General features: G+C 51.3%; 18 protein-coding genes and 1 pseudogene. 5 read left to right on the top strand and 14 right to left on the bottom strand.

Going from position 1 to position 25,935, the window contains the following annotated elements; genetic code table 11:
• Nucleotides 1-669: 669 nt before the first annotated feature.
• Together JMJ04_RS37185 and JMJ04_RS37180 are read left to right on the top strand one after the other, a co-directional pair.
• A complete protein-coding gene (locus tag JMJ04_RS37185) occupies nucleotides 670-3,462 on the top strand; it encodes a helix-turn-helix domain-containing protein (RefSeq protein WP_201375409.1) in 2,793 nt (930 codons plus the stop codon).
• 164 nt (nucleotides 3,463-3,626) lie between these two features.
• Nucleotides 3,627-5,006 carry an FAD-dependent oxidoreductase gene (locus JMJ04_RS37180; protein WP_201375408.1) on the top strand — a complete coding sequence of 460 codons (1,380 nt, stop codon included), beginning with the start codon at nucleotides 3,627-3,629 and terminating at the stop codon, nucleotides 5,004-5,006.
• A 459-nt stretch (nucleotides 5,007-5,465) separates the two neighbouring features.
• Here the strand turns inward: JMJ04_RS37180 and JMJ04_RS37175 are convergent, their stop codons facing one another.
• Both JMJ04_RS37175 and JMJ04_RS37170 read right to left on the bottom strand, forming a co-directional pair.
• Complete coding sequence (locus JMJ04_RS37175; RefSeq protein WP_201375407.1) at nucleotides 5,466-6,191, bottom strand: hypothetical protein; 726 nt, start codon at nucleotides 6,189-6,191, stop codon at nucleotides 5,466-5,468.
• Nucleotides 6,192-6,194: 3 nt separating this feature from the next.
• Nucleotides 6,195-6,659: a hypothetical protein gene (locus JMJ04_RS37170; RefSeq protein ID WP_201375406.1), complete on the bottom strand. Its 465-nt coding sequence runs from the start codon at nucleotides 6,657-6,659 to the stop codon at nucleotides 6,195-6,197.
• Nucleotides 6,660-7,055: 396 nt separating this feature from the next.
• Between JMJ04_RS37170 and JMJ04_RS37165 the strand changes: the two are divergent.
• From JMJ04_RS37165 to JMJ04_RS37155, 3 genes and pseudogenes are all read left to right on the top strand, one after another.
• Nucleotides 7,056-9,562, top strand: a pseudogene (locus tag JMJ04_RS37165) (Eco57I restriction-modification methylase domain-containing protein); the annotation flags it as partial.
• A 90-nt stretch (nucleotides 9,563-9,652) separates the two neighbouring features.
• Nucleotides 9,653-10,930, top strand: coding sequence for a TaqI-like C-terminal specificity domain-containing protein (locus JMJ04_RS37160; RefSeq protein ID WP_420799566.1), 1,278 nt, complete (start codon nucleotides 9,653-9,655; stop codon nucleotides 10,928-10,930).
• Nucleotides 10,931-10,988: 58 nt separating this feature from the next.
• The gene (locus JMJ04_RS37155) at nucleotides 10,989-11,384 is read left to right on the top strand and encodes a hypothetical protein (RefSeq protein ID WP_201375403.1); all 396 of its coding nucleotides are present in this window, start codon (nucleotides 10,989-10,991) and stop codon (nucleotides 11,382-11,384) included.
• Nucleotides 11,385-11,531: 147 nt separating this feature from the next.
• On the opposite strand, the gene JMJ04_RS37150 is transcribed toward JMJ04_RS37155, so the two are convergent.
• The 12 genes from JMJ04_RS37150 to JMJ04_RS37095 form a co-directional block, all read right to left on the bottom strand.
• On the bottom strand, nucleotides 11,532-11,885 hold the full coding sequence (locus tag JMJ04_RS37150) for a hypothetical protein (protein WP_201375402.1): 354 nt from the start codon (nucleotides 11,883-11,885) through the stop codon (nucleotides 11,532-11,534).
• Nucleotides 11,886-12,283: 398 nt separating this feature from the next.
• Entirely contained in the window at nucleotides 12,284-13,168 is an 885-nt protein-coding gene (locus tag JMJ04_RS37145; protein ID WP_201375401.1) for a hypothetical protein, read from the bottom strand.
• A gap of 128 nt (nucleotides 13,169-13,296) precedes the next feature.
• A complete protein-coding gene (locus JMJ04_RS37140; RefSeq protein WP_201375400.1) occupies nucleotides 13,297-13,689 on the bottom strand; it encodes a hypothetical protein in 393 nt (130 codons plus the stop codon).
• 85 nt (nucleotides 13,690-13,774) lie between these two features.
• Nucleotides 13,775-18,058, bottom strand: a complete 4,284-nt coding sequence (locus JMJ04_RS37135) for a DUF6094 domain-containing protein (RefSeq protein ID WP_201375399.1) — start codon at nucleotides 18,056-18,058, stop codon at nucleotides 13,775-13,777.
• A 79-nt stretch (nucleotides 18,059-18,137) separates the two neighbouring features.
• Entirely contained in the window at nucleotides 18,138-19,082 is a 945-nt protein-coding gene (locus JMJ04_RS37130) for a hypothetical protein (protein WP_201375398.1), read from the bottom strand.
• Nucleotides 19,083-19,113: 31 nt separating this feature from the next.
• Entirely contained in the window at nucleotides 19,114-20,226 is a 1,113-nt protein-coding gene (locus JMJ04_RS37125; protein WP_201375397.1) for a hypothetical protein, read from the bottom strand.
• 77 nt (nucleotides 20,227-20,303) lie between these two features.
• Nucleotides 20,304-20,855, bottom strand: a complete 552-nt coding sequence (locus JMJ04_RS37120; RefSeq protein WP_201375396.1) for a hypothetical protein — start codon at nucleotides 20,853-20,855, stop codon at nucleotides 20,304-20,306.
• A gap of 104 nt (nucleotides 20,856-20,959) precedes the next feature.
• Nucleotides 20,960-22,126, bottom strand: a complete 1,167-nt coding sequence (locus JMJ04_RS37115; protein ID WP_201375395.1) for a toprim domain-containing protein — start codon at nucleotides 22,124-22,126, stop codon at nucleotides 20,960-20,962.
• Nucleotides 22,127-22,231: 105 nt separating this feature from the next.
• Complete coding sequence (locus tag JMJ04_RS37110; protein ID WP_201375394.1) at nucleotides 22,232-22,657, bottom strand: hypothetical protein; 426 nt, start codon at nucleotides 22,655-22,657, stop codon at nucleotides 22,232-22,234.
• Nucleotides 22,658-22,675: 18 nt separating this feature from the next.
• Nucleotides 22,676-23,020: a hypothetical protein gene (locus tag JMJ04_RS37105; protein WP_201375393.1), complete on the bottom strand. Its 345-nt coding sequence runs from the start codon at nucleotides 23,018-23,020 to the stop codon at nucleotides 22,676-22,678.
• Between the two features lie 358 nt (nucleotides 23,021-23,378).
• Entirely contained in the window at nucleotides 23,379-24,071 is a 693-nt protein-coding gene (locus tag JMJ04_RS37100) for a hypothetical protein (RefSeq protein WP_201375392.1), read from the bottom strand.
• Nucleotides 24,072-24,756: 685 nt separating this feature from the next.
• On the bottom strand, nucleotides 24,757-25,623 hold the full coding sequence (locus JMJ04_RS37095) for an NYN domain-containing protein (RefSeq protein WP_201375391.1): 867 nt from the start codon (nucleotides 25,621-25,623) through the stop codon (nucleotides 24,757-24,759).
• Nucleotides 25,624-25,935: the final 312 nt, after the last annotated feature.

Below are 25,935 nucleotides of genomic sequence, written 5' to 3'. Positions count from 1 at the left end.
GAATGCCGAACAAAGAAGCACTCTCCTCAAGGTGTGAAAACAGCATCAGATCCTTGGAGAGGGCTTGTCTGTCTGGGGAGTAAGGAGCACATAGCCATGATTCGCAATGTGTCGGATAGACATATCTGTTGCGCGCAGCTTACATCGGATATTGGCAATATGTGCGTAGGCAGAACCGCTTTGACAGATCTCATTGAGTTGGTTATTTCGGATAATCGATGTCTGCCGCAAAATTCCGATGATTTGGAAACCCGTTGGTGTGAAGCGGCTAACACGGTCACCAAACTGTAAAACTCGTGCCTCGTTTGGGATTTCTGCAAAGATTGGCTCTTTCATCTGCCTGCCTTCCAACTAGGTGCTACTGCTTTCGCGCTGTCCTTGTCTGATGGGTATTGTGCCTGTTTGGGCGTCGAAAGAGAACGAAAAGGACCCGAAAAGGACCCGAAAAGGACCCGAAAAGATCTACACAGGACCCATGTTGCATCCCAATAGGGCCGTTGTTCTTGGCTTCACATCGTTTGTCCCATTGTTGATGAGAAAAGGTTATGGTACCCTTTTTAGAAGGAAGTCGCAGCATTTATGAATCATTAGCAAAATAATTTTTGTGTATAGACATAAGAAGTGATAGTAATGCATTAATTTTGACAGAACTACACTTTAGGTAGAATAATGGTGCAACCAAATACCTTACTTAAAAATGCGAGAAGAAAGCACGGACTGACTCAGGAAGACTTAGCAGAGCAACTCAACGTTGATGCTCGAACGATCAGTAATTGGGAGCAAGGCAAACACGCGCCCCAGCTTGAGTTCCGTAAACGGTTGAGTGAAATCTTGGGGGCATCTCCAGAGGAACTGGGAGTACCTCTTCTTGAAGAAGAAGGCGAGTTGCTACCAGGCCAGCAGGATCGAGAAGAGGGGACTGCGCCTGTATCACTGGTCGTGCTCTCTGCTGAAGAGTCTGAAGACACGCATGCGCAGGTAATGCCTTCCTTTCCTGCATTCCCTGATCACCGAGAGGCCCTTCCCTACGCCTATGAAGATGTGAACCGGCAGCGTATGCTGACCCGTGTGCATGAGAAATGGATCAAAGGATTATTTGAGGACTCGCTGTATCATTCGTTTCTGCTGATCTTGGAACTTTCCGAACAGCCAGACGTGCTTGAAAATCCCTGGCAAGAGGCGATGCAAGAGACGCTGTTGCCATCACGGACGTTGCCTCTTGGGACGAGGATAACGCAACTCTATGATGCGGCGGATGGAGAACTTTTGATCCTTGGTGAACCAGGTGCAGGGAAAACGACGCTGATCTTGGAATTAACGCGTACCCTCATTCAACGGGCCAGATCATATAACCAGCATCCTATTCCCATTTATTTTAACTTATTGTCATGGGTAGCAAAGCGACAACCATTCCATGTGTGGTTGATTGAGGAGATCGTAGCGAGATATCGGGTGCCTTTAAAAGTTGCTCGTGATTGGATGGATGCAGGGTCGGTGATTCTGCTGCTTGATGGATTGGATGATGTTGGCATTGAAAACATCTCTTCTTGTATTGAAGCGATCAACGCGTATCGGCGGGAGCATGGATTTGTTTCACTCGTTGTGTGCTGTCGTTATGAAGACTATATCACGCAACCAGCTCGTTTCATACTCAATAAGGCCATCACGGTAAAACCATTAAGTATTGAGCAGATAGATGAATTTATCGCGCAATCAGGAGCCGATTTAGCTGCCCTACGACTGGCTCTCGAATATGATGGTGTGTTGCAAGAACTTGCATCAACACCATTGATGCTCAATATCTTAGCGGTAACCTACACTGGCGTTGAACAGGAAGCTCCTCTGGTGGTGGGGGAGCCACAGATGCGGCGAAGCATTATTTTTGAACGATATGTAAATCGAGTGCTGGAGGAACGAGGGCCGAAAAAGGAATATAGACCTGTGGATACGAAGCGGTACCTTGCGTTCTTGGCCAGCCAGATGCAACAACACCGACAAGTGGAATTCTATCTCGAACGCATTCAGCCAGATTGGCTTCCTGAGAGTGAGCAACGCCATTATCAGAATATGGTCATCAGAGTGGTGGTTGGGATCGAAATTTTTGTGTGCGCAAGCCTGCTTGCGCTTTTTCGAGATGATGCGCTGCCTTCTCAGCCAGGGTTGTTTTCCTGGCTCGGAGGAGGAGAAGGCATTTCCCTTCTTGGCTGGATGGCACCAGGACTAGGGGGAGGATTTCAAGGTTTCGTCACCCTTCAGATTGTTGTTGGTCTCGTCATGATGCTTTTGGCATTACTGGGTCGAAGCGGCATTCCTTCCGTTTCATGGAAGTCTATTGGGCGAGGACTATTTCATGGCGTTCGCCATGGGCTTCTTGTCGGAAGTATTGTTGGCCTTTGTTCAGGCGGGATTTTTGCCCTGGATGGTGGAATAGGGTATGGTTTTTATCGCGGACTTGGCACCGGGGCATACTGCGGTGTATTAACAGCTTTTGTGAGTGGATTGATTACGCTTTTTGGCGTCCCTGCTCAACCAATGCACGGGGCAGATCCGCCTCTCAAAAAGGTTTCTCTCTTGCAGAAGTTGAAGGATCGCTTACTTAACACCCTCCTGTTTACGGGATGTGCGGGAGTGGGGGCGGGATTGATCTACGCTTGGGAGTATAGAACGGTGAATGCGTTGGTTGTGAGTTATGCTCTGATTCTCGGCATCTTTTATGGGCTTGTTTTTGGGTCGGGCTTGGGATTAGGCCTTTTCCCTGAACTTGGTGTCAGAATCCTGCCCGCAGAAGTGGTGCGTTGGTCGGGAACATGGCGGCAGTTCAGGCACCACGCAAAAAAGGGCGTGCTTCTTGGGATAGGCATCATGTTCCCTACTGTACTTGCTCTGGCTGGTATTAGTGGCTCGTTTTATGGCTTGGAGTACGGCGTACGTTTTGGATTGATCTATGGAGCTATTCTTGGGTTTATTGGTGCAATGGCAGGCACGCTTGCGGGTTTTCTCACCAGTGGTTGGTCAAGTACGCTCGTCGATGATCAACAACGATTCTCCTCTCCCAATCAAGGCATCTGGCTTTCCTTACGCAATGGACTCCTTGCAGGAGGCATTTTTGGTGTGGTGGGAGGAATAGTCAGCGGCCTGGCTTGCGATCTTGCCTTTTGGGCAGCAGGCCTGACTGGATGGTTCCCTTTGGGCATGGGATGTGGTATCGTTTTTGGCATTCTTTTTGCCACGCGGTTCTTTGCATTTCACGGAGGTATCGCTTGTGTAGAGCACTATATCCTGCGGTATTACCTCTGGCGGCGAGGAGATATACCGTGGAATTACGCAGCATTTCTTCAATATGCCAAGGATCGTATTTTGCTCAGAAGGGTGGGTGGAGGATACATATTTACACACGGTCTCTTGCTTGAGCATTTTGCCAATCGTAAGGATGCGTCAACAACAGAACGCCTTTTGGAATAGATCTTATCTGTTTGCGACGTGAGGAATGAGGCTTGAGAACAACGCGTTGCATCTGCATAGGCACTATTCATCTATCTCTATCCGTTGTTATATACTGATCACTTATGGTCAACACAAGACAGAACAGCAATACCGGATGGATTAATACTATTAAGGAAGGATGTATGCGAGCACAAGGTGTCACATCAAGAACTCATGCCATTGTGATTGGTGGAGGGATAGCAGGTCTGGTTACAGCGCGTGTGCTGCTTAAGCATTATGAGCGCGTCACAGTGATTGAGCGAGACCATTATCCAGAAGAGCCGGTATTTCGGCCAGGGGTACCGCAAGGTCGGCATGTGCATACCATCTTGCTAAGGGGGCAACGCGTGCTGGAGGATTTGTTCCCAGCGCTCAAAAGCAAGTTGTTGGTACAAGGGGCCATCGAACGCGATTATGCGGAAGGCATCTTTTATTATGGCGCCCCCGTTGCGCATACAGTCCCGCCTGTCCTGGTAGGGTGGAATGCCTCACGTGTGCTCCTCGAATGGCAGATCCGCCAGGAACTGGTGCCTTTTGAGCAAATACATTTCCTTGAAGGACAGGAAGTAATAGGCCTGGTCGAGGAAAAGGAACAGCACCGTATCGTTGGCGTTCGTGTACGCGAACGCAAGCCGCGCGTACCTGGCGAAGAGGAGCATGTAACTGACCTCCAGGCCGATCTCGTCGTGGATGCCAGTGGTCGAGATTCCCATGCACCTCAATGGTTGCAGATGTTGGGCCATGCCTCTCCAGAGGAGACAACCATCAATACATATCTGGGATATGCGACACGTGCCTATGAGCCTGTTGCCTCCATCCAACATGATTGGAAAAGTATTGCCATTCAAGCCACAACGGAACAGCGACGCGGGGGAGTCTTGATGGTGGTGGAAGGAGGGCAGTGGATGATAGTGCTGGCCGGGGTCAATAAAGATTACCCGCCAACCGATGATGAAGGCTTTTTAGCCTTTGCAAAGAGCCTCCCAGACACTTCCTTATATGAGGCCATGAAGGAGGCCACGCCGATTTCCCCCATCTATAGCTATCGACGGACGGAGAATCGTTGGCGACATTTTGAACGTCTTCAACGCCAACCCGAGGGATTTCTTGTACTGGGGGATGCTGCCTGTTGCTTTAATCCTATTTATGGTCAGGGAATGACCGTGGCAATTCTTGAAGCCCAGGTGCTTGATGCTTGTTTAAAGAAGACCCAGCGGCAATTGACGCGCACGTTCCAACGCAAGGTCGCACGAGTGATAGCTGGTCCCTGGCAATTAGCGACCATGTCTGATGCACCTTCCACAAATAATGTGCAAGCAAAGGGGAGCTCGCGCTTGCTCCAACGATATGTTGAACGTGTGATTGCGCTTTTGCCCAAGGATCCAAAAGTGTTTTTAACCTTTTTAGAGGTCCTTAACATGTTGCGTTCGCCGCTGGCCCTCTTTCATCCAGCAATACTCATAAAGGTGTTGACAACGACAGGCGTAGCTGCGACACAAGGACGTTCAGAAGATCTAGAGTGATAATACATAGATAAGGGCAGAAGAGCGTAGGGGCCGAGGAATTTTGCGAAACTTGCGCTCTCCTCGTTTCTTCTTCTCATATAGGTGATGACGGTAATGTCAACAGTTAGGATGCTGATAGCGAGTGCTTGCAGAGGATATGCACTTTCCAACGTCAATAAAAGCCAGCTAACTTCCAACTCTGGTAACGGCTTCATCTGAGTCTACACGCTCTGAGAAAGCCTTAAAGTCTGCTTCATAGACAGGTAGAAGACTTGTGGAAATGTGTATGAGAGCATGACATTCCTGGGATAGTGGTAGATAGCCCCCTTACAAACGCCACAGTTTGTAAGCGCAAAACAACCGCGAGGAGAAGAGTAAGTCTCTGCACACTTTGTTTAGAGACTCACTCTTCTCCTTGTGGCCCTGATAATTACCAATGTTGCAAGGAAGAAAGCTTTTCTTTGAAGAAAATCCTCTTTAGGGTTGGTTATTTCTACTTTCAGCCTGATAATCTATAAACTCTTGTGATAAAAGGCCGCGAAAGCGTATCATTGCAGGAATGTTAGTTGGAAGCAATTCGGGTTGCCAAACATAACATTTTAGTCTCTCAAGGATTTTTCGGCCAGCACTTTTTGATGGGGTAGCAGCCACAATGTGGCGATGCTTTGCTGAAAGACTCGCAAATCGTCCGATACACTCATAAGCCTTAGCCGAGTTAAGATCATTTTTCCAGTACTTGCATTCTACTGCTATGAGAAGTTTAAGCCCATCAGGTCCTTTGCGTTTTCCTCTGTTTTTAACTGTACGATTGGCGTTATTTCTGAAAAATTCAGCCTCGCTTTTATGAACGACACACACATCACATTCCATAGGGTCGACAACAGATTGCGGAGAGACGTATATGCCTAGATGTGCTTCAAGGGGAAGCTTGTTCTCGAACTCAATTAACGCATGTGTGTAAGGACCTCTTGAAATGTTATGTGGCTGAGTACTAAAACAGAGAGAGGTAACAGCATTGTCATCCCCATCTTTGAAGGTTATATTTCCCTTCGCGTCTTCAGCTGCTTGCACAACAAGACAAAAGTTAACCACCTCATACAAGTCATTTGTTGCTGCTCGCGTAGCATACGCAGGATCAAGTGCAAGAGGGAGAAGATTTGCAATTTGATTCAAAAGCGCAGTTTTATTTGGAAGAGTTGCCACTATTTATGCCTCCTGAACAACAGCATCACGCAAGGAGTGCAAGATATGACCAAGCTTCTTTGCAATAAGCCGTTGCTCTTGAATAGAATCTTTCTCTAGCACTAATTTTCTTCCATCTCCATTAGGTGATAGAAAAATCACTTCGCGAATCTCTTTTCTATGAAGAAAACGGAACAGGAATTGTCGGCATTCTGCCGGATGGATGACTGCATGATCTATTTCATCTATCAATGTGACTAAGCGTCTTTTGGCAACTGATATCTTTTTGGGCGGAGAAGCTTTTTGAAGGGCATTGAGGTCCCCAAACAGGGTTAACTGTTCATGATCTATGTCGCTTATATCATGAAGAGGCTTTAGCTGCTCCCTGTTTATTCGTTCTTCCGCTTCTTGCACTACCCACTCCATATGCTGATTACTCAACATGCTTACTAATTGGTGATATACATCTTCGCATTCTTTGTCATTCACCTTGCACCACCTCAAAATAGCTAAAAGTCAGTCTTGCTGCTTCCTAAATAATAGCAGTTACTATATTATTCTTTTTAAAGGCCAAAAAGCTGGCAAGAAACTGGTGACGGTTAAAAATTCCGGTAGATGCTATTCTGAGTAAACTTGCCTATCTTAGGAGTGTGTCTTGAAAATGGTGAAAGCAAAAATTTTATTAGGAGGAGTGCATATTTTCCCTTTTTACGTCTCTCGCAGAGAATAGAGAAGTCGAATGAGTACTCATTTCCATACGTATCGTCTCATAAAAAATTAAATGGTGATCAGATACAACGAAAAATCATGAAAAACGACGTTCTCTTGAGCCAAATTGGCATAGTATGATAATATTCTAGGGATATTGAGAGAAAGGCAGCCAGAATGGGAAGCAACACGAATACGAGCAGGCATGCTAAAAAAAATGATGCGGCACAGTTTGTTCAACTCTCGCTCACCTCTGAACCACACCGTAATCAGCAGCTTTTTTCAGACTACTATTTAAATGCTATTTTGCCAACTCAAGAGGAATGGCTGAGGTTAAAGGACGAAGCCAAGCTTGTTTTGGAAAATCTTCAGCGTTTGTTTCAGAACTATACACCTAGTGATAAGGAAGCTCAGGTCGAGGAAGATTTTATTAAGCCCGTGTTGCGACGACTAGGCCATACATTTGAAGTTCAACCATCCCTGGAAACGCCTGATGGTACGAAAACGCCAGATTATGTCTTGTATCGAGATCAAGTAACACTTGTTGCAAACAAAAAAAAGAAACTGAATGAGACCCTCTTAGAAGGTCGTGCTCTTGCTGTTGGCGATGCTAAGTACTGGGATCGTCCGCTAGATGTCTCTCTCAAGCGTGCAGGTGGTGATCCATTTACCAATAAAAACCCCTCGTATCAAATCGCCTTTTATATGCAACACAGCGGTTTAGATTGGGGCATTCTTACCAATGGTCGTCTCTGGAGACTTTATCATAAAGACACAGCCCACAAGTTGGATCGCTTTTATGAAGTGAATCTTCCAGAATTGCTCCAATCCAATGAAGTGAATCGCTTCTTGTATTTTTATGTGTTCTTTCGCCGTCAGGCATTTGACCCTGGAAACCTCAGTATTGATACTATTCGCGAGGCAAGTGTTGATTATGCGCGTGGGGTTAGCAACTCGCTCAAAGCCCAGGTGTTTGAAGCACTTCGTCATGTAGCACAAGGGTTCCTTGATTATCAACCGAATCGACTCCAACCCAATGCGAAAACTCTCAAGCACATTTATAATAATTCCCTTATCCTCCTGTATCGCTTGCTGTTTATTTTGTATGCAGAGTCCCGCGATCTGCTTCCCATTCATGAGAGTCCAGGCTATGGTCAGTATTATAGCTTGGATCATATCAAAAAAGGTATTCAGCAAAACTTGCAGATGGGTATACGACTCTCCTCAAACGCCGCAACGCTGTGGGGACAACTCAAGGCCCTTTTTAAGATTATTGAAAAGGGCGATTCAGACCTGAATGTTACCACCTTCAATGGAGGTCTCTTTAACCCAGAACGTCATCCATTTCTCGAAGACTATACAGTTGGCGATTTCCATCTTCAGCGCGCAATTGATCAGTTAGCACGGGTAGAAGGGAAATTTGTCGATTATCGCGACCTAGCAGAACGACATCTCGGTACCATTTATGAGGGATTGTTGGAATTTCACCTGGAAGTGCTGGAGAAGCCTGAAGATGGGTGGACGATTGATCTGAAGAACGAAAAGGGTGAGCGCAAGGTTACTGGCAGCTACTACACTCCTGACTACATTGTGAAGTATATGGTCGAAGAAACACTCGGGCCAGTTTTACGTCAGGCTGTGAACAGTGCGACGAGTGAGCAGGAGAAGATACAGGCCATACTCAATGTCAAAGCCCTTGATCCAGCAATGGGCAGCGGTCATTTCCCTGTCGAAGTCGTTGATTACATTGCTCGCTTCTTGGTACAGCATATTGAGCAGACCTTGAGCGAGACTGGAGGCGAAAGCGAACTTGCTTTCTGGCGGCGACGTGTGGCTCAATCTTGCGTGTATGGCGTCGATCTCAATCCACTTGCCGTTGATCTTGCCCAGCTCTCACTCTGGCTTGCAACCGTTGCTAAAGGGCGACCGCTCTCGTTTTTAGATCACCACTTGCGTTGTGGCAACGCGTTGTTGTTTGCACATTTGGCTGAGCTAAAAATTAATGCCACCAACGCAAAAAAGAATGGAAAAAAAGCCAAAACAATACTTTCGAGTGCTGATGTTGCTCAACCTATGCTTTTTGATGAAGAAAGTCTGCGTCAGGTCATGACGAGCGCTGTTGACAAGATGTTAATGATTGAAGTGAGTCCAGCCCAGACCATCAAAGAAGTGAAAGAGCAAGAAGAAGCCTATAAAGAGATACGTCAGAAACTGACAGATAAATATAGCAGGCTAGCAAACCTTGTCACTGCGGTAAGTTTCGGCGTGGCTGTAGATCAAGCATTCTGGAAACCGCTCAGTGATTATGCAACTGGAAGGACTCCTATCGCACCGCCTCAGTTTGAGGAGTGGCTGCAGGCAGCAACACAAATTGCTGACACACAACACTTCTTCCACTGGGAACTAGAATTCCCCGAAGTCTTTTTCAATCAGTACGGTCAACATAAGGGTACAGATGCAGGCTTTGACGTGGTTATCGGCAACCCTCCCTATGTGCGTCAAGAAGAATTGGGACCGTTTAAGCCATATTTTGCCAAGAAGTACCCAGAAACATACGATGGGGTGGCAGACCTCTATGTCTATTTCTATCAACAAGGGTTGCATCTGACGTGTGCTGGGGGCGTATGTCCTACATCGTGACCAACAAATGGATGCGTGCTGGCTATGGGCAGTCTCTCCGTGCTTTATTTGCGCAGGAGGGTGCTCTGGAGCGAATTATTGACTTTGGTCACTCACCCATTTTTGAAGATGCAGATGTTTTCCCTTGCATTCTAGTGCTTAATAAACCACAGCGACATGATTTAGAAGATACATCAGAACGCCAGGTAAATGTACTTAACTTTCCACGTGAAGAACTAAGTCGTATTCTTCAAAAAAAGCAAAGCCTGAATAGTTATGTTCAGGAGAAAAGCCATAGCCTTCCACATTATCGTTTTACTAGCGCACCCTGGAATCTAGAGGGTTCAGCTGTGGATGATTTGCTTGCAAAGATACGACGTGTCGGTATCCCGCTCACAGAGTTCGCAGGTTTGAAGCCCTACCGCGGTGTGCTGACAGGTTTAAACGAGGCTTTCTTAATTGATGAGCGAACAAAAAATCGGCTGATACATGATGACCCGCGTTGCGCAGAGATTATTAAGCCATACCTGCGTGGGCAAGACATTAAACGTTGGTCGGCGGAATGGGCGCGCGTCTGGATGATCTTTACTCGCAGAGGTATTGATATTGATGTCTATCCGGCAATTAAAAATTATCTTCTGCCCTTTCGAGAACAGTTAGAACCTAAGCCTAAGAATTGGGTAGGAGAGCAATGGGCTGGTAGAAAAGCAGGCTCATACCAATGGTATGAAATACAAGATGCCGTTGATTACTGGTCTCTGTTTGAGCGACCAAAAATCATGTACCAAGAGATTCAGTTCCATCCAGCCTATTGTCTTGATACGAGTGGCTTGTTTCCCAACAATAAAGTGTTCTTTCTCGCAAACCCAAATCTTTACCTGCTCGCTGTCTTAAACTCTCCACTCATGTGGTGGCATAACTGGCGTTATCTTCCACACATGAAAGACGAAGCTTTGAGTCCTATAGGAGAAAAAATGGAAGTGCTACCTATAGCTTCTCCCACTGATACTTTACGTATGGAGATAGAGCAAGCGGTAACAAGGCTCATTCAGATTGGACGTGCTAGCCAGGAAGCTCGGCAGCTCTTATTCGATTGGCTACGTTTGGAGTTTGAGGTACAGGAACCAGGAAGGCAACTCATGAATGTTGTTGACTTAGATTTCCAAACATTTGTGGATGAGGTACGCAAACGACGCTCAAAAACGGCAAAAAAAATTACCCCTGCCACATTGAAAGCTTTGCAAGCTGGCTACACAGAGCAGATCGAGCCTTTACAACAGGATAAGGCCGAAGCATTGAGGCTAGAGCGCAAAATTGGTGATCTGGTCAATCAAGCGTATGGTCTCACAGAGGAAGAAATTGCTGTCCTTTGGAAGACAGCACCACCACGTATGCCTTTCAATATCGGACTCGTAGCCGATGCCCATGAGTGACAAGGGACAAAGAGAAATGAGAGAACCGTCTCGCTTGACGCCTGAAGAATACAAACTGATGAAGATACCTTTGGACCGTTCACAGATTCCAGCAGAGGCTCTCACGGTGCTCGATGCCTGGATCGAGAGAGAAGGCTTGCTTGTAGACGAGAGAGAAGATATGGGAGGAATCGAGTTTTCTCGCGCGGATGCAAAGGCGTTTACGCCGCTTCCTCATATTTGGGCTTCTTTCTTCGCTCGTCGACCTTATAAGCGCAAGGAAGGTTACTATCCTCAATGGAACGGCTTTTATTTGCTCTTGTATCGTGATGTTGAGGAGGGCTGGAAACTAGAGCGAATACGAAAGAATGCGACAGAGAAAGAGATCGCTCCCATGGTTGTAGCAAGAAGTAAAGCGATTCAGGAGATACAAAGTCGCTTTGGAAGCGCCTTGGAGAATGGTGAGGAAGAGTAAGCGATAAATTGTCCTAAAAGCAGGTGGTAGGGGTACTTCAATGGTGCAGTATTCCCTACCACCTGCTTTTCTTTTCCCTCCCTCTATTTACGGCTCTTTGTAGAGGGACACAGCTTACTTGCTACAGCGAGTTATGAGATCTGGATCTTACTCTTCTTCCAGAACATGCCGCTGTACATAAGCATTGAAATGGAGTCCAAAGACAGTAATGCCGCCAGGGGAGAAGGCCAGGACTGCAATAATTTCAGCAACTTGGTCAAAGCGCGTGCCTGTTTCCCCGTCTTTTCCCCTGCGGAAGTAGAGATCCTCACCACGTGTCATGAGGTCTTGGGTGTATGATTGCACACGTACAATATCGAGATCTGTAATGCCACCTCGCTGCTGAATGCGATAGATGTAGAGTGGTACGGTCGCACTGAGCGCAGGGGCAAGCAAGGCGAGTGTTGACTCGTAATTGTGTAAGGTCTGCTCTATGTCATGTAATTGTTTATAATATTCCATCAAGAAGAGCCTTCTCTTTCTGCAAAAAGAGGCCAGTTCTCGACAAGCTTCCTATTTGTCGAGAACTGGCCTTAGGATGGTATTGCGTGAGCGTTTATCTGAATCGTAGGCGATTCAGATGTTTAAAGAGGCGAAACGTTGTGGTGGAGATTTATTGCGCGTACGAAGTGGCAATATGTGTTTGCCTCCTCAAGGACGGAGAAGTGTTGACTTGATTTCTTTCCTGACGTTTGAGAGGTTTCTGTTGCTGGAAGCTCATTTTATGAGCGCGAAAAGGTGATGTTTGGTCAAAGTGAGGAAATGAGTCTCAAGCCGATCAATAAAAGGTAGCGCTGTGCTTTTCATGGGGGCAGACAACATACCTCAGGCTCTGTTTCGGTACGTGAATGCAGCCTGGTTTATGAGAAGAGAAGCATCTGCTTGGGAGCATCAAGAGCTTGTTGTATTTTGTGGGCATAGCGTGGCTGGGAGATTTGCCAACTATACTCTACAACCGTTAAGCCGCTGTGACGCCGGGCTTCGTGCTCACGCCCAAAGAGACCGTTCCAAGCTCCTGTGTCGAGTGAAAGTGCCCCCCGAAGCTGAATGGGTGTTTGGAGAAACCGCAACTTTGTACCCCAGAGGTGCAAAGAGATGTCAGGGCCGATGATTGAGGATACCCGCTGCACAATGGCATGGACTGTCTTTGAAGGAAGGCGACGACAGAGACTTCCAATTCCGATCCTGAAATGATACCCATCCTCTTCCTCTCCCCATCCTGGGTCGGAGTAATAGGTGTGCATTGCACGAATGAGAGGGGCGAGTTCATAGGCATGCTGCTCCAGTTCGCTCATCGTGAAACCCTGAATTGAAGGACACCAGCACCATTCAGCCTGGCGCATTCTCTCCCAGAAATACCAGGCCATCTCCGTCGTGAAGCGCTGACGTCGCTTCACTTCTGCTGGTCCTGGATACGATCCATCTGGTTCAATACAGCAAAGATCGAATGTCGAAGCCCATTGCGGGTGCCATGATGAGAGCCACTGTACATATTGGAGTGGGGTAAAGCGGTATGCTCCATTCCAGCGCGTGGTCGCAGTATAGGCTCCACAATCGGCCCCTCGTAAGCGAACATGATCGGGAAGCCGTGGCTTCCGCAAGGAGACAGACCCATCAGTGTGTTTGGTGACAAAGCTTGTTGCTGGAAGCAACACCGGGACCGTAGGCATATCAGGGCGAACTTCTTTGGCGCTAACGGTATAGTAGAGCAGCGGTTCAAAGAGAGGATAAACGTAAAGCGACATATGATTTCTTCACTCCTGATGATTACGCAATACAAAAAGAGGTACTGAACATGCTCAGTACCTCCTGTGCAACAGAGAAAATCTAAGTGTGGACCTGTCTTTCTCTGGCTGTTCGTACAAGGTCGCGCTTATAGAGGCCAGTGGTGAATGATGTAGCGGTAAAAGGCTTGCTGGGTCGCAAGGGAGGTTCGATGGACTTGAACCTGTGCATGGGAGAGGGCGAGTGTGGCTGCGGTCATGCCCATGTTCCAATGGAGTTCTGTAAGCAGGCGCTGCTTGACCTCAGAACGGGTTGCATCTTCCTCCCATGCATCCCAGGCTTTGGCAATGCTGCCTTCAATGCCATACCAGGCATCAAACGAGCCGTAGGCACGAGCAACACACTGATCTTGGCGCTCCTGATCAATAATGCGGTGGCGGGCATAGAGTTCGAGTGCCAGTGCGTGTTGCTGTGCTGCGAGGGCCATATCCAGTGCTTTGGTGAAAAACAGAAACAGCGTTTGGCGGTCTAAGGCATACATGGTGTTTCCTCCTAAGTAGGGATGTATCAAAGTAAAAGCCCGCACACCTCACTGATCGATGAAGCGTGTGGGCCAGAAAGATGTGTTACCAGAGAGTTGTCTGGGAGAATGATGGTTGCGGTGCCTTGCTGGGTTGAGAGCGTTTCTCAGGTGGTGCAGGCTCTGCATCTGATCCCAGAACCGACCAGAGGTCGAGAACGCCTTCAGCGACTACCTTCTTTCGGTGTTTCCTGGGCTTGAGATGTTTGCTGCGCAGGACGGCCCAGGGATCTTTGCCAGAAGTCACCGAGGTGTGAATGATCGTGACTTTCTGCGGTTTGGCGACTGGCTGAACTGCTTGATCCCTTTCCTCAGCCTCCTGACGGGCTTCTTTGGGTGCGTCAATGTTTTGGATCGTTGCGCCATCACCCAAATCGAGCGATTCAGCAGGCGGCAGGATCTCTTCTCGTAGTGGCTCAAACTCAACTGGTTCAGCTTCTGCCTCTTGGCCGAGCACCTGATTCTGCTCGCGCTCGATCTGGGCATTCTCTTTGAAGAGATCCTGAAGCTCGCGAATGTCGTCTGCTGTACGCGTCGGGCGTTCAGCTTCCAGGTTGGCCAGGACCTGGCGGGCCAGTTGCACGACCATATCCGACTCGTTCTCGCTGTCTTCTTCGCCGAAGGAGACCAAGCCTTCGCCGGGAAGTTTTCCCTCGACCATGAGCGACATCTTCATCTTCTTGGACATGAGTTGCAGCAGGTCAAATTCCATCGTGGGGTAGATCAAGAAGATGACCTTGACTGGTTGTGTCTGCCCCAGGCGATGGGAACGTCGGGTGGACTGACGTAGATCAGAGGTGCTTTTCGGGATACTCACATAGATGATCGTGGGGAACGCGATCATATCCAATCCAACTTTGACCAGTTTGGGATTGCAGATGAGGACATCGCACTCCTCGTCAACCTGTTTTGCAAGCCAGGCCTCGCGGTTAATGGTTTCCACGGTGGTACTGCGCAAGATGGAAGCGCGTAGTGGCCTGCCCATGCGCCCACGTACCTTCTGTTCCAGCAGCTTTTTCAGACGAGGCATCACATCGAGGGTGCCTGTATTCTCGGAAAAGATGAGCACGCGTCGTCCAGCCTGCATCTCTTGCTGCACAAAGCGGATCAGCTCTCGCTCCTTGGCGTAGAGCATCGCTTCGGCCAGAGCTGGAGCACGACCCAGGATCTGCCCGGAGCGTTTGACGGTACAGGTCCAGCCACGGTAGGGCATATTAGGATAGTTCAGCAAGCCATTCCACCAAGTCGCTAACCCAGAGGTATCTCCAATGGCGAGCATCTTGCCCAGTTCGCGGGTGGTCTCTGCCTCAAAGCGGGCATAGGCTTGCTCGACGGCGGCATCCATCTCAACCACGTGGATGTACTCCTTGTAAGGTGGAAGCGCCGGAGCGACATCCGAGAGTTCAAGGAAGGTCGAGCAGGGCAGGATGTGTGCTAGGCCCTGGGGTGCGAATCCTGCAATTTCGCGGATCACCGGTTTGCCGATGCGCCGCTCACTACTGGACCCATGCCCAACCTCTTTCTCCTTGTAGGTCTTCTGCGTGGTTTGTCGCTTGCCATACAGATCGATCCAGCGCTCCTGCTCATGATAGCCAAAGCGCTGGCGCACCGAGCGGCTCATGATGTAGTAGAGGCGGAAGAGACTGCCTGCATAGCCATTGGAGAGCGTGCCGGTGAGACCCATCATGTTCTTGCAGGCATTGGCAAGCTTCTGCCGGGCAAAGTCGAGCGCGGTGCCATCGCTGCCTTCATGCACTTCATCGGCAAGCAGCATATGGAAGACATGCTTGTAGCGCTTCTGAAGATATTTGCCGAGCGGATAGGGTCGACGGAAGGTGGAGGTGACACAGGCTGGGAAGGCTCCTCCTCTGGGCAAGGGCAGCGAGCGCAGATCTTCTTTGCGTGCCTGCAAGGGTGAGAAGGGCTTCCAGTCCTTTAGTACGACCGGCACATATTGCCAGAGGGGTTCGTCGCAATGGTGGCAGAAGCGTCTGACGCGGTGATCCCTGGTTCCCTGCAACTCCTTCTCAGTGAGGAGCACATCCAGGGGGAGCAAGGTCTCCTCTTCATAGGGGGCCAGGCGCCCCTCCTCACGGAGTGCTTCGAGGCGCTCAAAAAAGTGGCGGTAATCGGCGCTGGTACGCTTGAGTTTGGCGATGCGGCGCTCGTCCTGAAGGGCATGAAAGCAACTGGGACAACAGGGAATGGCAAAGGGATGCCCCTCTCCATCGCGGCGCAGTCTCACTTTCTTGTGCTGCTGGTCATAATAGCGCGCGGCCTTGAGGCGATACACCGGCATCCACTCCATGCTGCGCTTGGCCACACTGGCGGTGAGAATAATCATGTGGCAGGGCTTCTTCGGCGGCGTTGTTCCCGCCTTGAGCGCGTACTCATACTGCTGTTGCCAGTGGGCCAGTTCACGCTGGATGCGCGCAACGGTTCGATCCAGGCAGGCCAGGGCCGAGAGCGAGGACCCCTGGAAAGTGGGATCGAAGTGGCGGAACTGCGCCAGGTCATCAGTGGCATCCAGCTCCTCATCTTCATCTTCGTCCTGTTTGCCCTTTTTGAGGGTGTTTTTGAGCGAGGGGGTTCCCATGCGCTTGACAATCACGGCCCTGATGCCAGGAATGGTCTGTTCGGCTTCCCTGCGCCATTTGCGTGCCATAATCGGTGGGCAGAGCACCACCATGGGAAAGAAGTGTTGCAGTTGGGTCTCAGGAAGGGCCAGTTGCGTCGCCCCACAGGCGTAGAGATCAGCCAGGTAGGTGGCGCTCAACGCCAGGAATGTTTTTCCCGTACTCATCTCTGCAACCATGGCATTGCGTTCGAGCAAGGTGTCGAGCGTGCTCTCGCCTGGTTGTATGTTCACCAGGCTATGCACCGTTGAGGCAATGACTTCACGTTGCTTGCCAATGGGTCGCCGTTTGAGCTGGGTCAGACCTTCACTGAGCCAGGGGACTTGATGCTCCCCTTCGTAGCGAGGTGGGTTCGCCTGCGCCACCTGCTCAGAGAGCGAGGCTCCGAAATTGTCGAGGAAGTCGGCGAGTGAGAGGGTCTCATAGTTCGCCTTGAAAGGCAGTGGGGAGCTTTTGCCAGTCTCCACCCGGATGAAGGCACCAGTCTCCAGGTCAATGCACCAGAGCGCCGTTTCGAAGGTGTCGGTGACCCGTTCCACAACTTGATCTTCGGTCTCATACTGATGTGAGATGGGGACTTTACGCGAGGACCCTTTGACAATCACACGTCGGCCATCCTTCCCAGTGAGAATGGCGCGATTGGCAATGCCCGCCACTGAAAGCACCGCCAGGTGCGCATTCTTGAGCGGAGCCATCGGCGTTCCGATGCCCAGACCAATCGCTTTGGGATCAGGGCAGCGAGTTGCCAGGTAATCTGCATTGGCCCAGACACCAGTCTTCATGCTCAGAGAAGGCTGTTCTCGTGCTACCCCATGTCCCCTGGTGGCTTTCTCACCCTGCTGCTCATAGAGGGCGTTGGCTGTGCGCTCAGGAGTATAGGTGCCTGCGCGAAAGCGGAGGGTGGTGCGCGCCTTGCCCTGCGGGATCGCGTAGGTCTGGAGCGCCTCAGTGCGCTCATCCAGAGGGAGAGCGCGTAGATGCCTTCCAGCGCTTCCCCAGGCCTCGATCATTGTGAGGATGCTGGGGTGTATGGGAACGGAGAAGGCGCGGCGGCGCGCAAAGACGATGACCTGTTCAAACTGCTCATAGAGTGGCACCGTTTCCTTTTTCTTGGGGTCCGGCTGGTAGGGATCATCAGGAAAGCGCACACAGGTGAGCTGATCGTAGAAGGCAGCCAGGTGCTCAGCCACGGCAGGCAGATGTCGTTGGGGGATGATATACACCAGGATGCCACCGGTACAGAGGCGGAAGGTCGTGCGCTGTAAGAATGTCAATTCCAGGCGAACCTTCTTGCCACTCTCCAGAGTGTGTTCAGTATCGGTGTCATAGGGCGGGTTGACGAAGGCCAGTTGCCAGCCACCATCAGCATCATCGCCCGTCGAGAGCGTCGTGGAGAAAAAGCTTGTCTGAAGGACCTGGGTGAGGCAGGTACTTGCGGCCCTGGCACGCTGCCATTCTGGCTCAATGCCATAGGTTTCGACTGAGGGAACCGCTCTGGCAGAGGGCCAGCGTGTGCGGTGATGCTGGAAGAGTCGCTCAACGAGGCGGGAGAGCGCCGCACCCTTTCCAGCACAAGGGTCCAGGACATGGATAGCGCCATATTGAGGGAGGCTCAGATACTGAGCGAGCGCATCCACGATGCATTCAGGGGTGGGGTAATATTCCAACTTCTCTTTGGCTTGAATCGTTGACATGAGGGAAAAGACCTCCAAAAACAGATACCCCTCGCATCGGATGTGATGCGAGGGGTATCGAGAACGATGGAAAGATGTGTTAGCGATTGACCACCAGAATCTCTTGCTCGGTCTCTGCGTGCTGCTGGACGGGTGGCAGCGCGAGCAGGTGGGTATGTAGGCGCGAGGCAAGGCGCCCAGTGCGCAGTGCTTCACTGATATCCTCTTGTAGGCGTGCCGGGTTGGGCCGACAGAAGTAGGCCTCAGCCAGGAAGGGTGTGGTCTCCTGGGTTGGTGTATAGCACCAGGTGGTCAACGGCTCGATCTCGCGGCGCATCTCTGCTCGCTCCCAGAGAAACTCGGCCCAGGAAGGATCGAGCGGCCAGGGAAGCCGTGGATCGAGAAATGAGAAGTGCAATTGCTGTGTCCACTGAGCATCCCGCTTAGCCCAGCCAGGCACCATGAGCAGGAACAGAGGGAAACGCTCGCGAGCACGCATCTCAGCGATACTTTGGGCGGCGCTACTTTTCTTGGCTGTGGTCAGAGAGGTCTGGTCTTTGCGTCGCTTTTTGCTGGTGCGGCCAGCGGAGCGCGAGGTCCGTTGCCGGATCGTGGCTCCGCGCACAGGATCGCATACCGTGAGCATATTACTCTCGATGACGGCATGGAGATCACGATGGGGCTGGACTTCGGCTTGCTCATAGTTCCAGTGCAACGTGTAGCCGCACTCGTTGAGCCGGACCTGCTGGTGGGCCAACATGACCTCGCCGACGCCTTCTAGCTCTACCCCGCGTCCTTTGCTCGTGGAGCTGACCAGGCGCGCAAAGATCGCTTGCAGGACGGTTCCATAGCCATAAGGCGCAATCAGGGAGAGGTAATAGAGTGGCGTCGCCTGTTGCCCGTTCATAAACTCCTTCCTGGGGCCAACAATATAGGCATTGACGTAGGCATCCACCTGGGTGTCGCCTCCCTGGGCTTTAATGGTGATCTTGGGTAGGGTGGTCGTTTCGACGAGCGAGGACATCTGGGTCTCGTGTGAAGACATAGTATGGTTCCTTTCAGGTGAAGACGAGCGGCTACTGATGAACTGCGGGGAAGGACGATGGCTGCGTCCTGGTGGTGGCTTGGGTCGCCTTCTGATGGGTCTGTTTCAGTCGATGGGTGAGGTCCAGGCTTTGCTCATGGGTCAGGTCTTCCAGGCGAGCAATCTGGTAGTGTTTGCAGATGCGTGCGATCCGCTCGGCGTCCTGCTGAACGGTTTTGCGTATCCACTCGACGAAAAGCGTATTCACCCGAGGCGGGTGTTCGGGCGTTTGTGTGCGCGATGCGGGCGTTGCCTTTGGACGTTGTTGGTACTGTTGACTGTAGTCCTTCAACAGGGCAGCGGCCTGGTCATAGCTGAGCGTCTGAGGCAACGACGTGGTGATGGTGAGGCGCTGACGCAGTTTCTCCAGGCTGGCACGCTGCTCCTTCGTGGCCTGTTTGTTGCTCTCAGGATGCAACATGGTGGCTGCTTTATGCTCTTGAGCTGGTGAGACGGCTGGCTCCTTGGGCTGCACTTGGTGTTCCTGTGAGGCTGGGTGGTCTGTGAGAATTTGTCTCACAGAAGTGGTCTCCTGCGGAGCACCACGAGAGACCGCGTGCTGGGTTGGTCGAGGAGGCAGTCCCGCTTTCAGGTACAGTTTCTCGATCCAGGCGATACGCTCTCCTTCGGTCACGGCAATCCGGTCGGCATCGCCATCGTAGGGAAGCCAGAGTGCGTCAAGGGTATAGAGATAGCGCCCCAGCAGAAACTGAGCGCAGGCACGACGGAAACCCTGGGAATAGGCTTCGGTGGCACTGTTCTCGTTCTCTCGCTCAACCCCCTTGCGGTTCTTGAGCATGAGGAATGACTCGCCATAATCGGTATGAGGCACGCCACAGAGGGTGACGGTGACGGGCACAATCAGTTTGTTGCCTTGCTGGAATGGCGAGACATATGGCGTACTCCAGAGGCCAAAGGCCAGCTCATTTAAGCGATCTTCATAGATGCGTTTATTGGCATAGGGCAGGGCGCGACAGACCAGGGCCCCAGCCTTGTTGCGCCGTACCATCTTGGGCAGAAAGTCAATTTGTTCAGGGGGAAATGGCTCTTTGAGCGCAGCCTTGAGTGTTTCGGGGATGGGTGAGATCATCTGTGATGTGGTCATCGAAAATCTCCTGAAGCAAGGAACCAGCACCACCCTTGAGGAATGGTGCTGGTGAAACGTCGATGAAGTGGGAGGCCTTAGCGTGGAGAACGCGAGGTTTCCGAGGAAAGCCGCCAGTGTCCTTGTTGAAAGGCAATCCCGCTCTCCTGCACCTGGCTTGCCACGCCCCAGACATATTCATCTGGCAAGCGAAAGCGAGCGGGCGTGTGAATAGTGCTCACCTGGGAGGTCTGGCTCACGACATCGGTCACACAGGTTTGTAGTTCATCGAGGAGCGTGCGCGCCCGCGTGAGCACCTGGGGATCGGAGTGTTCCTGACGGAATGGAAAGACCATCTGCCCTCTCCCGCCTACACTGCTGACCTCAGCCGCCTTGAAGGAGGCGTAGAAGATGGGGCTGCCAGGTTCGGCGCTACGGGCCGTCAAATGCACGATGAAGTGCTTGAGGAGGAAACCGTCACCCTGTCGCTGGGTGCCTTCTAGCGGCATAAGCAAGACGGTGCTCCTGGGGCCAAGAGCCTCAAGTAGCACACCGAGCGAACCGCATTCGAGCGGCAGCACATCGGGAAGCGGTTTTGAGGGGCGGACCTGAATCTCGACAGGTCGTTTCGTGTATGGTATGCTTGCCATTAAGAACTACCTTTCTTCATGACAAAGGCTTCGTCCCACAAGTTTGCCGACAGAGGGGCGAAGCCTTTGTTGTTGTTTGTATTCCATGTGAGAGTGAAGACATGCTATATATCCTGTTCGAGCAAGGCGAAGGAGGCATAGAGAGCTTCCAAGCCATCAGCGCCACATCTTCGCCATCTCTCGCTCCAATCCTTACCCATGCCATCAAGAGGAGGCAGACATAGCTCGGCGCGAATCTCTCCGGCTCTAATCTGTTGCTGCAATCGCTGGACCGCTTCCTTGCTGGCAGTGTCTCCATCGAGGGCCAGGAGCACTGATTTGAGATGATCAGGCAACCACTCGACGCGAAGGGACGTACTGACTATCGCCGCGACCTCATGAGGATCAAAGCCAGCGGCCAGGAGTGCTAGACGGTCGAATGGTCCCTCGACAATGATCACATGCTCGGCCCATTGTACTGGCGGCTCACAGAACCATCCGGCGGGATTGGTCTTGATCCAGCGCTTGGGGGCATCCTCCGCCGCATCCTCCAGCAGCGACTTATGGATGTTTTCATCCAGGCAGGTCTGCCAGCCCCAGAGCGAGCGCCCAATATAGCCACGCCCTTCAGGAGCGTTGAGGGGGAAGAGAAGTCGGTCCACCCAGCGCTTCAAGAGGTGTTCGCCACTGGCCTGGCGTGCAGCTAACTCTTCTGGGAGATACCCGACGCCTGCTGCCTTCGCGATCTCCAGGGGGATGTGGCGTGCCTCCAGATAGGCCTGAGCCTGCCAGGAGTCACCAAGGGCGTAGCTTCCCAGCGCCAAGCGAAGGAAGCCATCCAGATGCAGAAGGGAGGTGATTTCCTTGCGTTGCCACGCTGTTGCGGCTGGGGTTGGCCTGCCCTGAGCGGCATGGTGTAGCGGCACGATGCGCCCTTGCTGGTTGTGTGTCTCCTGATGCTGGATGGGATGTGAGGATGGTACAACGGTCGAGTACGTCCGTTGGGGTGAGCGGTGATGGTGTCGAAGCAGATTGGCACTGGCATCCGGGTTGAACTCCTTGACCAGCACGCGAGCGTGGCAGTTAAAGCACTGTCCCCAGCCGTTGTGGCGGTTCACCGAGAGCGAGCGCTGTCGATCCCCACCATGGAGGTGACAATAGGCTCGGAGCCAATCTCCGCGCTGAAGCGGTTCCCAGAGGTCATGCTCCGAGATAATCTCTATCTGCGTGCCACGCCGGGTGACGACGTTGATGGCTCCTGACGAGGTAGCCTCATATCGCGTTTGTTGCATGATGTATTTCTCCTCGATTGTGGTTGCAACACGCCCCCATGGCAGTACTGTCGCATTGCCGTGGGGGCGCGAATGAGAACGATGTATTCAGTTGTGGGGAAACGTCTAGTCATGCTCCTGAGGATCGTTGAGCACAGAGACGCACCAGGTGGCGCTAGTGAGCTCCCAGGTCAGCCCCAGCCCATAGCCGAGGAGTTCATTGTGCAAGCGAAACCAGGCACGTTGTGAGCGTTCATCAGGGCCATGCAATTCAAGCTCTCGGAGCTGGTGTAAGCGCTCGTGCAATTCCACGACACTCATGGTTTGGTTGCTGTCAAAGTGCGCTATGATGGCGACTTCCAGGGGACAGTAATAGTCTCCTTCCGGTTGCTCTGCCACTACGGCCAGCGCCTGCTCGTTGAGCTTGTCATCGGGCCTGGAAGGAAGATAGATACTGCCAGTGAAGAGGAGTACCTGGACGGCTGTGGGAGCCGTTTTCCGTAGCACAATGGTAGAGGGTTGTAGATCCTGTTTGTTGACACGTTCAAGCATGGATGGGTATCCTTTCCGTTAGTTGGAGGGCGTAAGGGTCAGGGTGAAGGGGTAGGTGAAGAAGGCAGGCTTCCAGCCCGTTGCCTCAAGAAGCTGGCGTTCCTCCTGAGTAAGCACCATCGAGAGGTGAGCAAAGCTGGCCGTCCAGCGCACACGGCCACGCCATGTTTTGTATCGGGGATCAAAGCGTTGCTGGCTGAATCCGCATTGACCTGTGGCCTCATGCTCGACAAGGCGTAGACGCACCTGAGTGTCAACCAGGACAAGCTCAACGGTGCGCACCTCGTCGCGTGGCCGCGCGTAATTCAAGGCCTCATTCGCCGTCCAGGCGGTGTGCGTGAGGAGTGTCGTCAGGGATACCATGATGAGAAGCCTCCTTGTCATCAACACAAAAGCCCCTTCCCTGATCTGGGAAGAGGCTGTGTCTCCGGCTTGCGTTTGCTGCGCCGGGGCGCTATACTAGAGGCAGATCAAGAGAAGGCTTGTTGGTCGCAAGTCTTCGCTCAATGCAGCATGTTCCTATGGTGAAAAATGAGGACATGCTGCATTTTTTCTGCCTATTTTTGGGGAAATGTTCTCCACCTGGCTCGTTGGCGGCGAAGCGCTTGTGATCGCAAGCGTCGCACGAAAGGCCAGTGGGATGAGTTTGGAAAGCAATGATGGGATGAGGAGAGTAGCACAAAAGACAGTAGTCCATATTGTCCTACCGTCTGCGTGCTGTTTAGACGCCGATGCCGAGCTGGGCTGGTGTCAGTTGATTGAGTTCGTGCTGCAAGGCAGCGATAAAGTGTTTGGCGAAGTCGCGTTCGGGATCAGGCAAGGCACGCAACGTTTCTTGTTGGCGAGCGAGCTGCTCCTCTTTGTCTTTGATGACCTGCGCGATGTGTTTGTGATGCCGTTCTCGGGCTGCCAGGGCCTGTTCACAAGCCTTGGTCTCCGAGGTTGCAATGGGTCCTCCTGTTCGTAGGATCTGCTCCGTCTCTTGCCACTCCCGGTGGGCATGCTCCATCTCCCGTTGCAGGCGTCGCTGCTCCTCAGTACGAGGAGGGGATTGAAGCTCCCGTTTGAGGGAAGCGATACGATAGAGAAACTCTCGTCGATACTGCCAATCCATGAGCGCAAGCAGTTTGCGCATAGGGGAACGGGCAACCCGGAGTCGTTGGTTGATCTCCTGGATCTGCCGTTCTTCCGCGAAGGCCAGGTCTGTCCGTAGCTGGACATACCGCTTGCGCAGATCCGCCACGATGGCATAGCGCCGGGTCTGTGTCTCCGCAAAGAGCCGCAGCAGGTGGTGTCGTTCCAACTGGATGTCCTGTAGAAGCTGGTTGCGACGAGTTTCCAGGTCTCTAAGCTCTGAGGTCAGGGCCTCGATGTCGGCCTGAAGCCGTTGTTGCTCACGAGTACGATGAGCCATGTGGATCTCCCTTCTTTCTGTCACCAGATGAATGGTGCCAAAATGCACATAGGCGACAGAAAGCAGGCAAAGCCTAAGAGAGAGCCATTTCATCTGGCTCCGGCTTGTGTCCTCCTTTCTATCGCCTCTGCGATGTCTTCTGCACGATATTTGCTCAATAGGGTCCGATTGCAGGAGTTCCTCACTGCCAGAGTGGACCAATCTCTCAACCAGCGTGTGGTTGTCACGTCATGTCCTGGCCCCGATGAGAAGTCAGGAAAGCAGACCGGCTTGGTTCGTGTCCAGGAGTTCCTCAACTGGCATGGAGAACCACGTCCATTGTCCTTTCACTGGAGTTGCTCACAGTCACTGGGGACAAGGCAGCCAATCTCACATGGAGACTGTATGTTTCTTTCTATCGAAGTTGTACCATGAATCTCCTGTAAGCTCAAGGGGGGTCTCAACAGTAGATACCGGAAAAAATCAAAAAGTACTTCTCCCTCTCTGAGCTCAGAAGAAATCTATTCTCTCTTAATATATCCATAGGCAATATTTGGCTTGTAGAGCGGGCTGAGGCACCAATTTGTTGGATGCAATCCGTGTATCCGGTTTTGAGAGGGTAGACTGCAATGATTATGTCTCAAAACTGGGAAAATTCGTTGATTTTATCGTCATTGGAACGAGGAACCCCTCAATAGGGAAAATCTTATGTGGTTTTGAGCCGTATGACGATTTGCCCGCCTTTACGCGGTTCTGTTTGAAAGAGATGAGGATATTTCTGTACGAGTTGTTTGAGCTTAGAACTTCCAAAGTGCTTTGGCGTGAAGCCCGGTTGGAGCTGCTGCAAAACTGTGCCGAGCTGTTGTACAGAAATCCAATTGTCTCCACTTTTCCTAGAGGCAAGGGTGTATGCTTCTTGAAGCAATGTGAGCAGTTGAGCATCTTTTGATGGAGAATCTCCGTTTTTCGTTTGTAATCCAGCCTCTTTCACGGGAGATGATGTTGGCTGTATTGGCTCTCTGGAAGGATGAGGTAGAAGTGAAAGAGGTTTTATGTTTGCAGAAGGAGGCAGTAACTGGTGTGTGGAGAGAAAGATCGTACATGCCATTTTGAGTGCTGGAAGTGTTTCTGCTTTGCCAATCCCAAGCACAATCCCCCCGGCCTCTCGTAGTCGTCGAATCAAAGGTGTGTAATCGCTGTCGCTGCTTGCTATACAAAAATGTCTATAGCCCTGATGTAAAAGGTCCATTGCATCCACCACGAGCATAATGTCAGCGGCGTTTTTTCCTACGACTGGATGTTTGTGGTGAACTGGTGTCAATCCATAATGATCGACAATGGCCTGCCAGGATGCCATGGAGGGATGTGACCAGTTCCCATAGACTCGGCGAATACAGACTCCTCCCCATTTCCCTGCCTCGACAAGCATGAAAGGGGCAAAATCAGAGGCGATGTTTTCTCCATCGATAAGGAGTGCTACCGGGGCAAGTGGAGCACTCCTTCTACCAGTGAAAAATGAGAAGGCAGCTCGGACTATCGCCTTCTGTAAGGAGGGGGTAGCCTGCTCGTTCATCTTCTGTGCTCCTAATGCATTGGGAAAACTTTCTTTGTAAGTATGCTTGTGACATTTGCATACGTGGTTTTTCAATAGAAAAAGAATCTAATATATGTTTGGCTTGCCACAGCATACGCTATTTTTTTGACAAAAAGCAATGGCGTTATTTTTGTATCGGATCCATGATTGTGTCGTGCCTGATGTTGGTTGTTCTCACATGAGACAAAACGCCATTCTCGGAAGCTTTTTTGTGTCAAAATGACTACATCTACCAGGCATGATGTGTAATGAGGCTTTCATACACCTTGATTGGAGGGGAAATGTAGTCAT

Source organism: Ktedonobacter robiniae (genome assembly GCF_016587375.1).
In the GTDB taxonomy this organism is placed as follows: Bacteria; Chloroflexota; Ktedonobacteria; order Ktedonobacterales; family Ktedonobacteraceae; genus Ktedonobacter; species Ktedonobacter robiniae.
The sequence above is the reverse complement of the archived record's forward strand: the minus strand, read 5'-3'. Positions and strand labels throughout refer to the sequence as shown.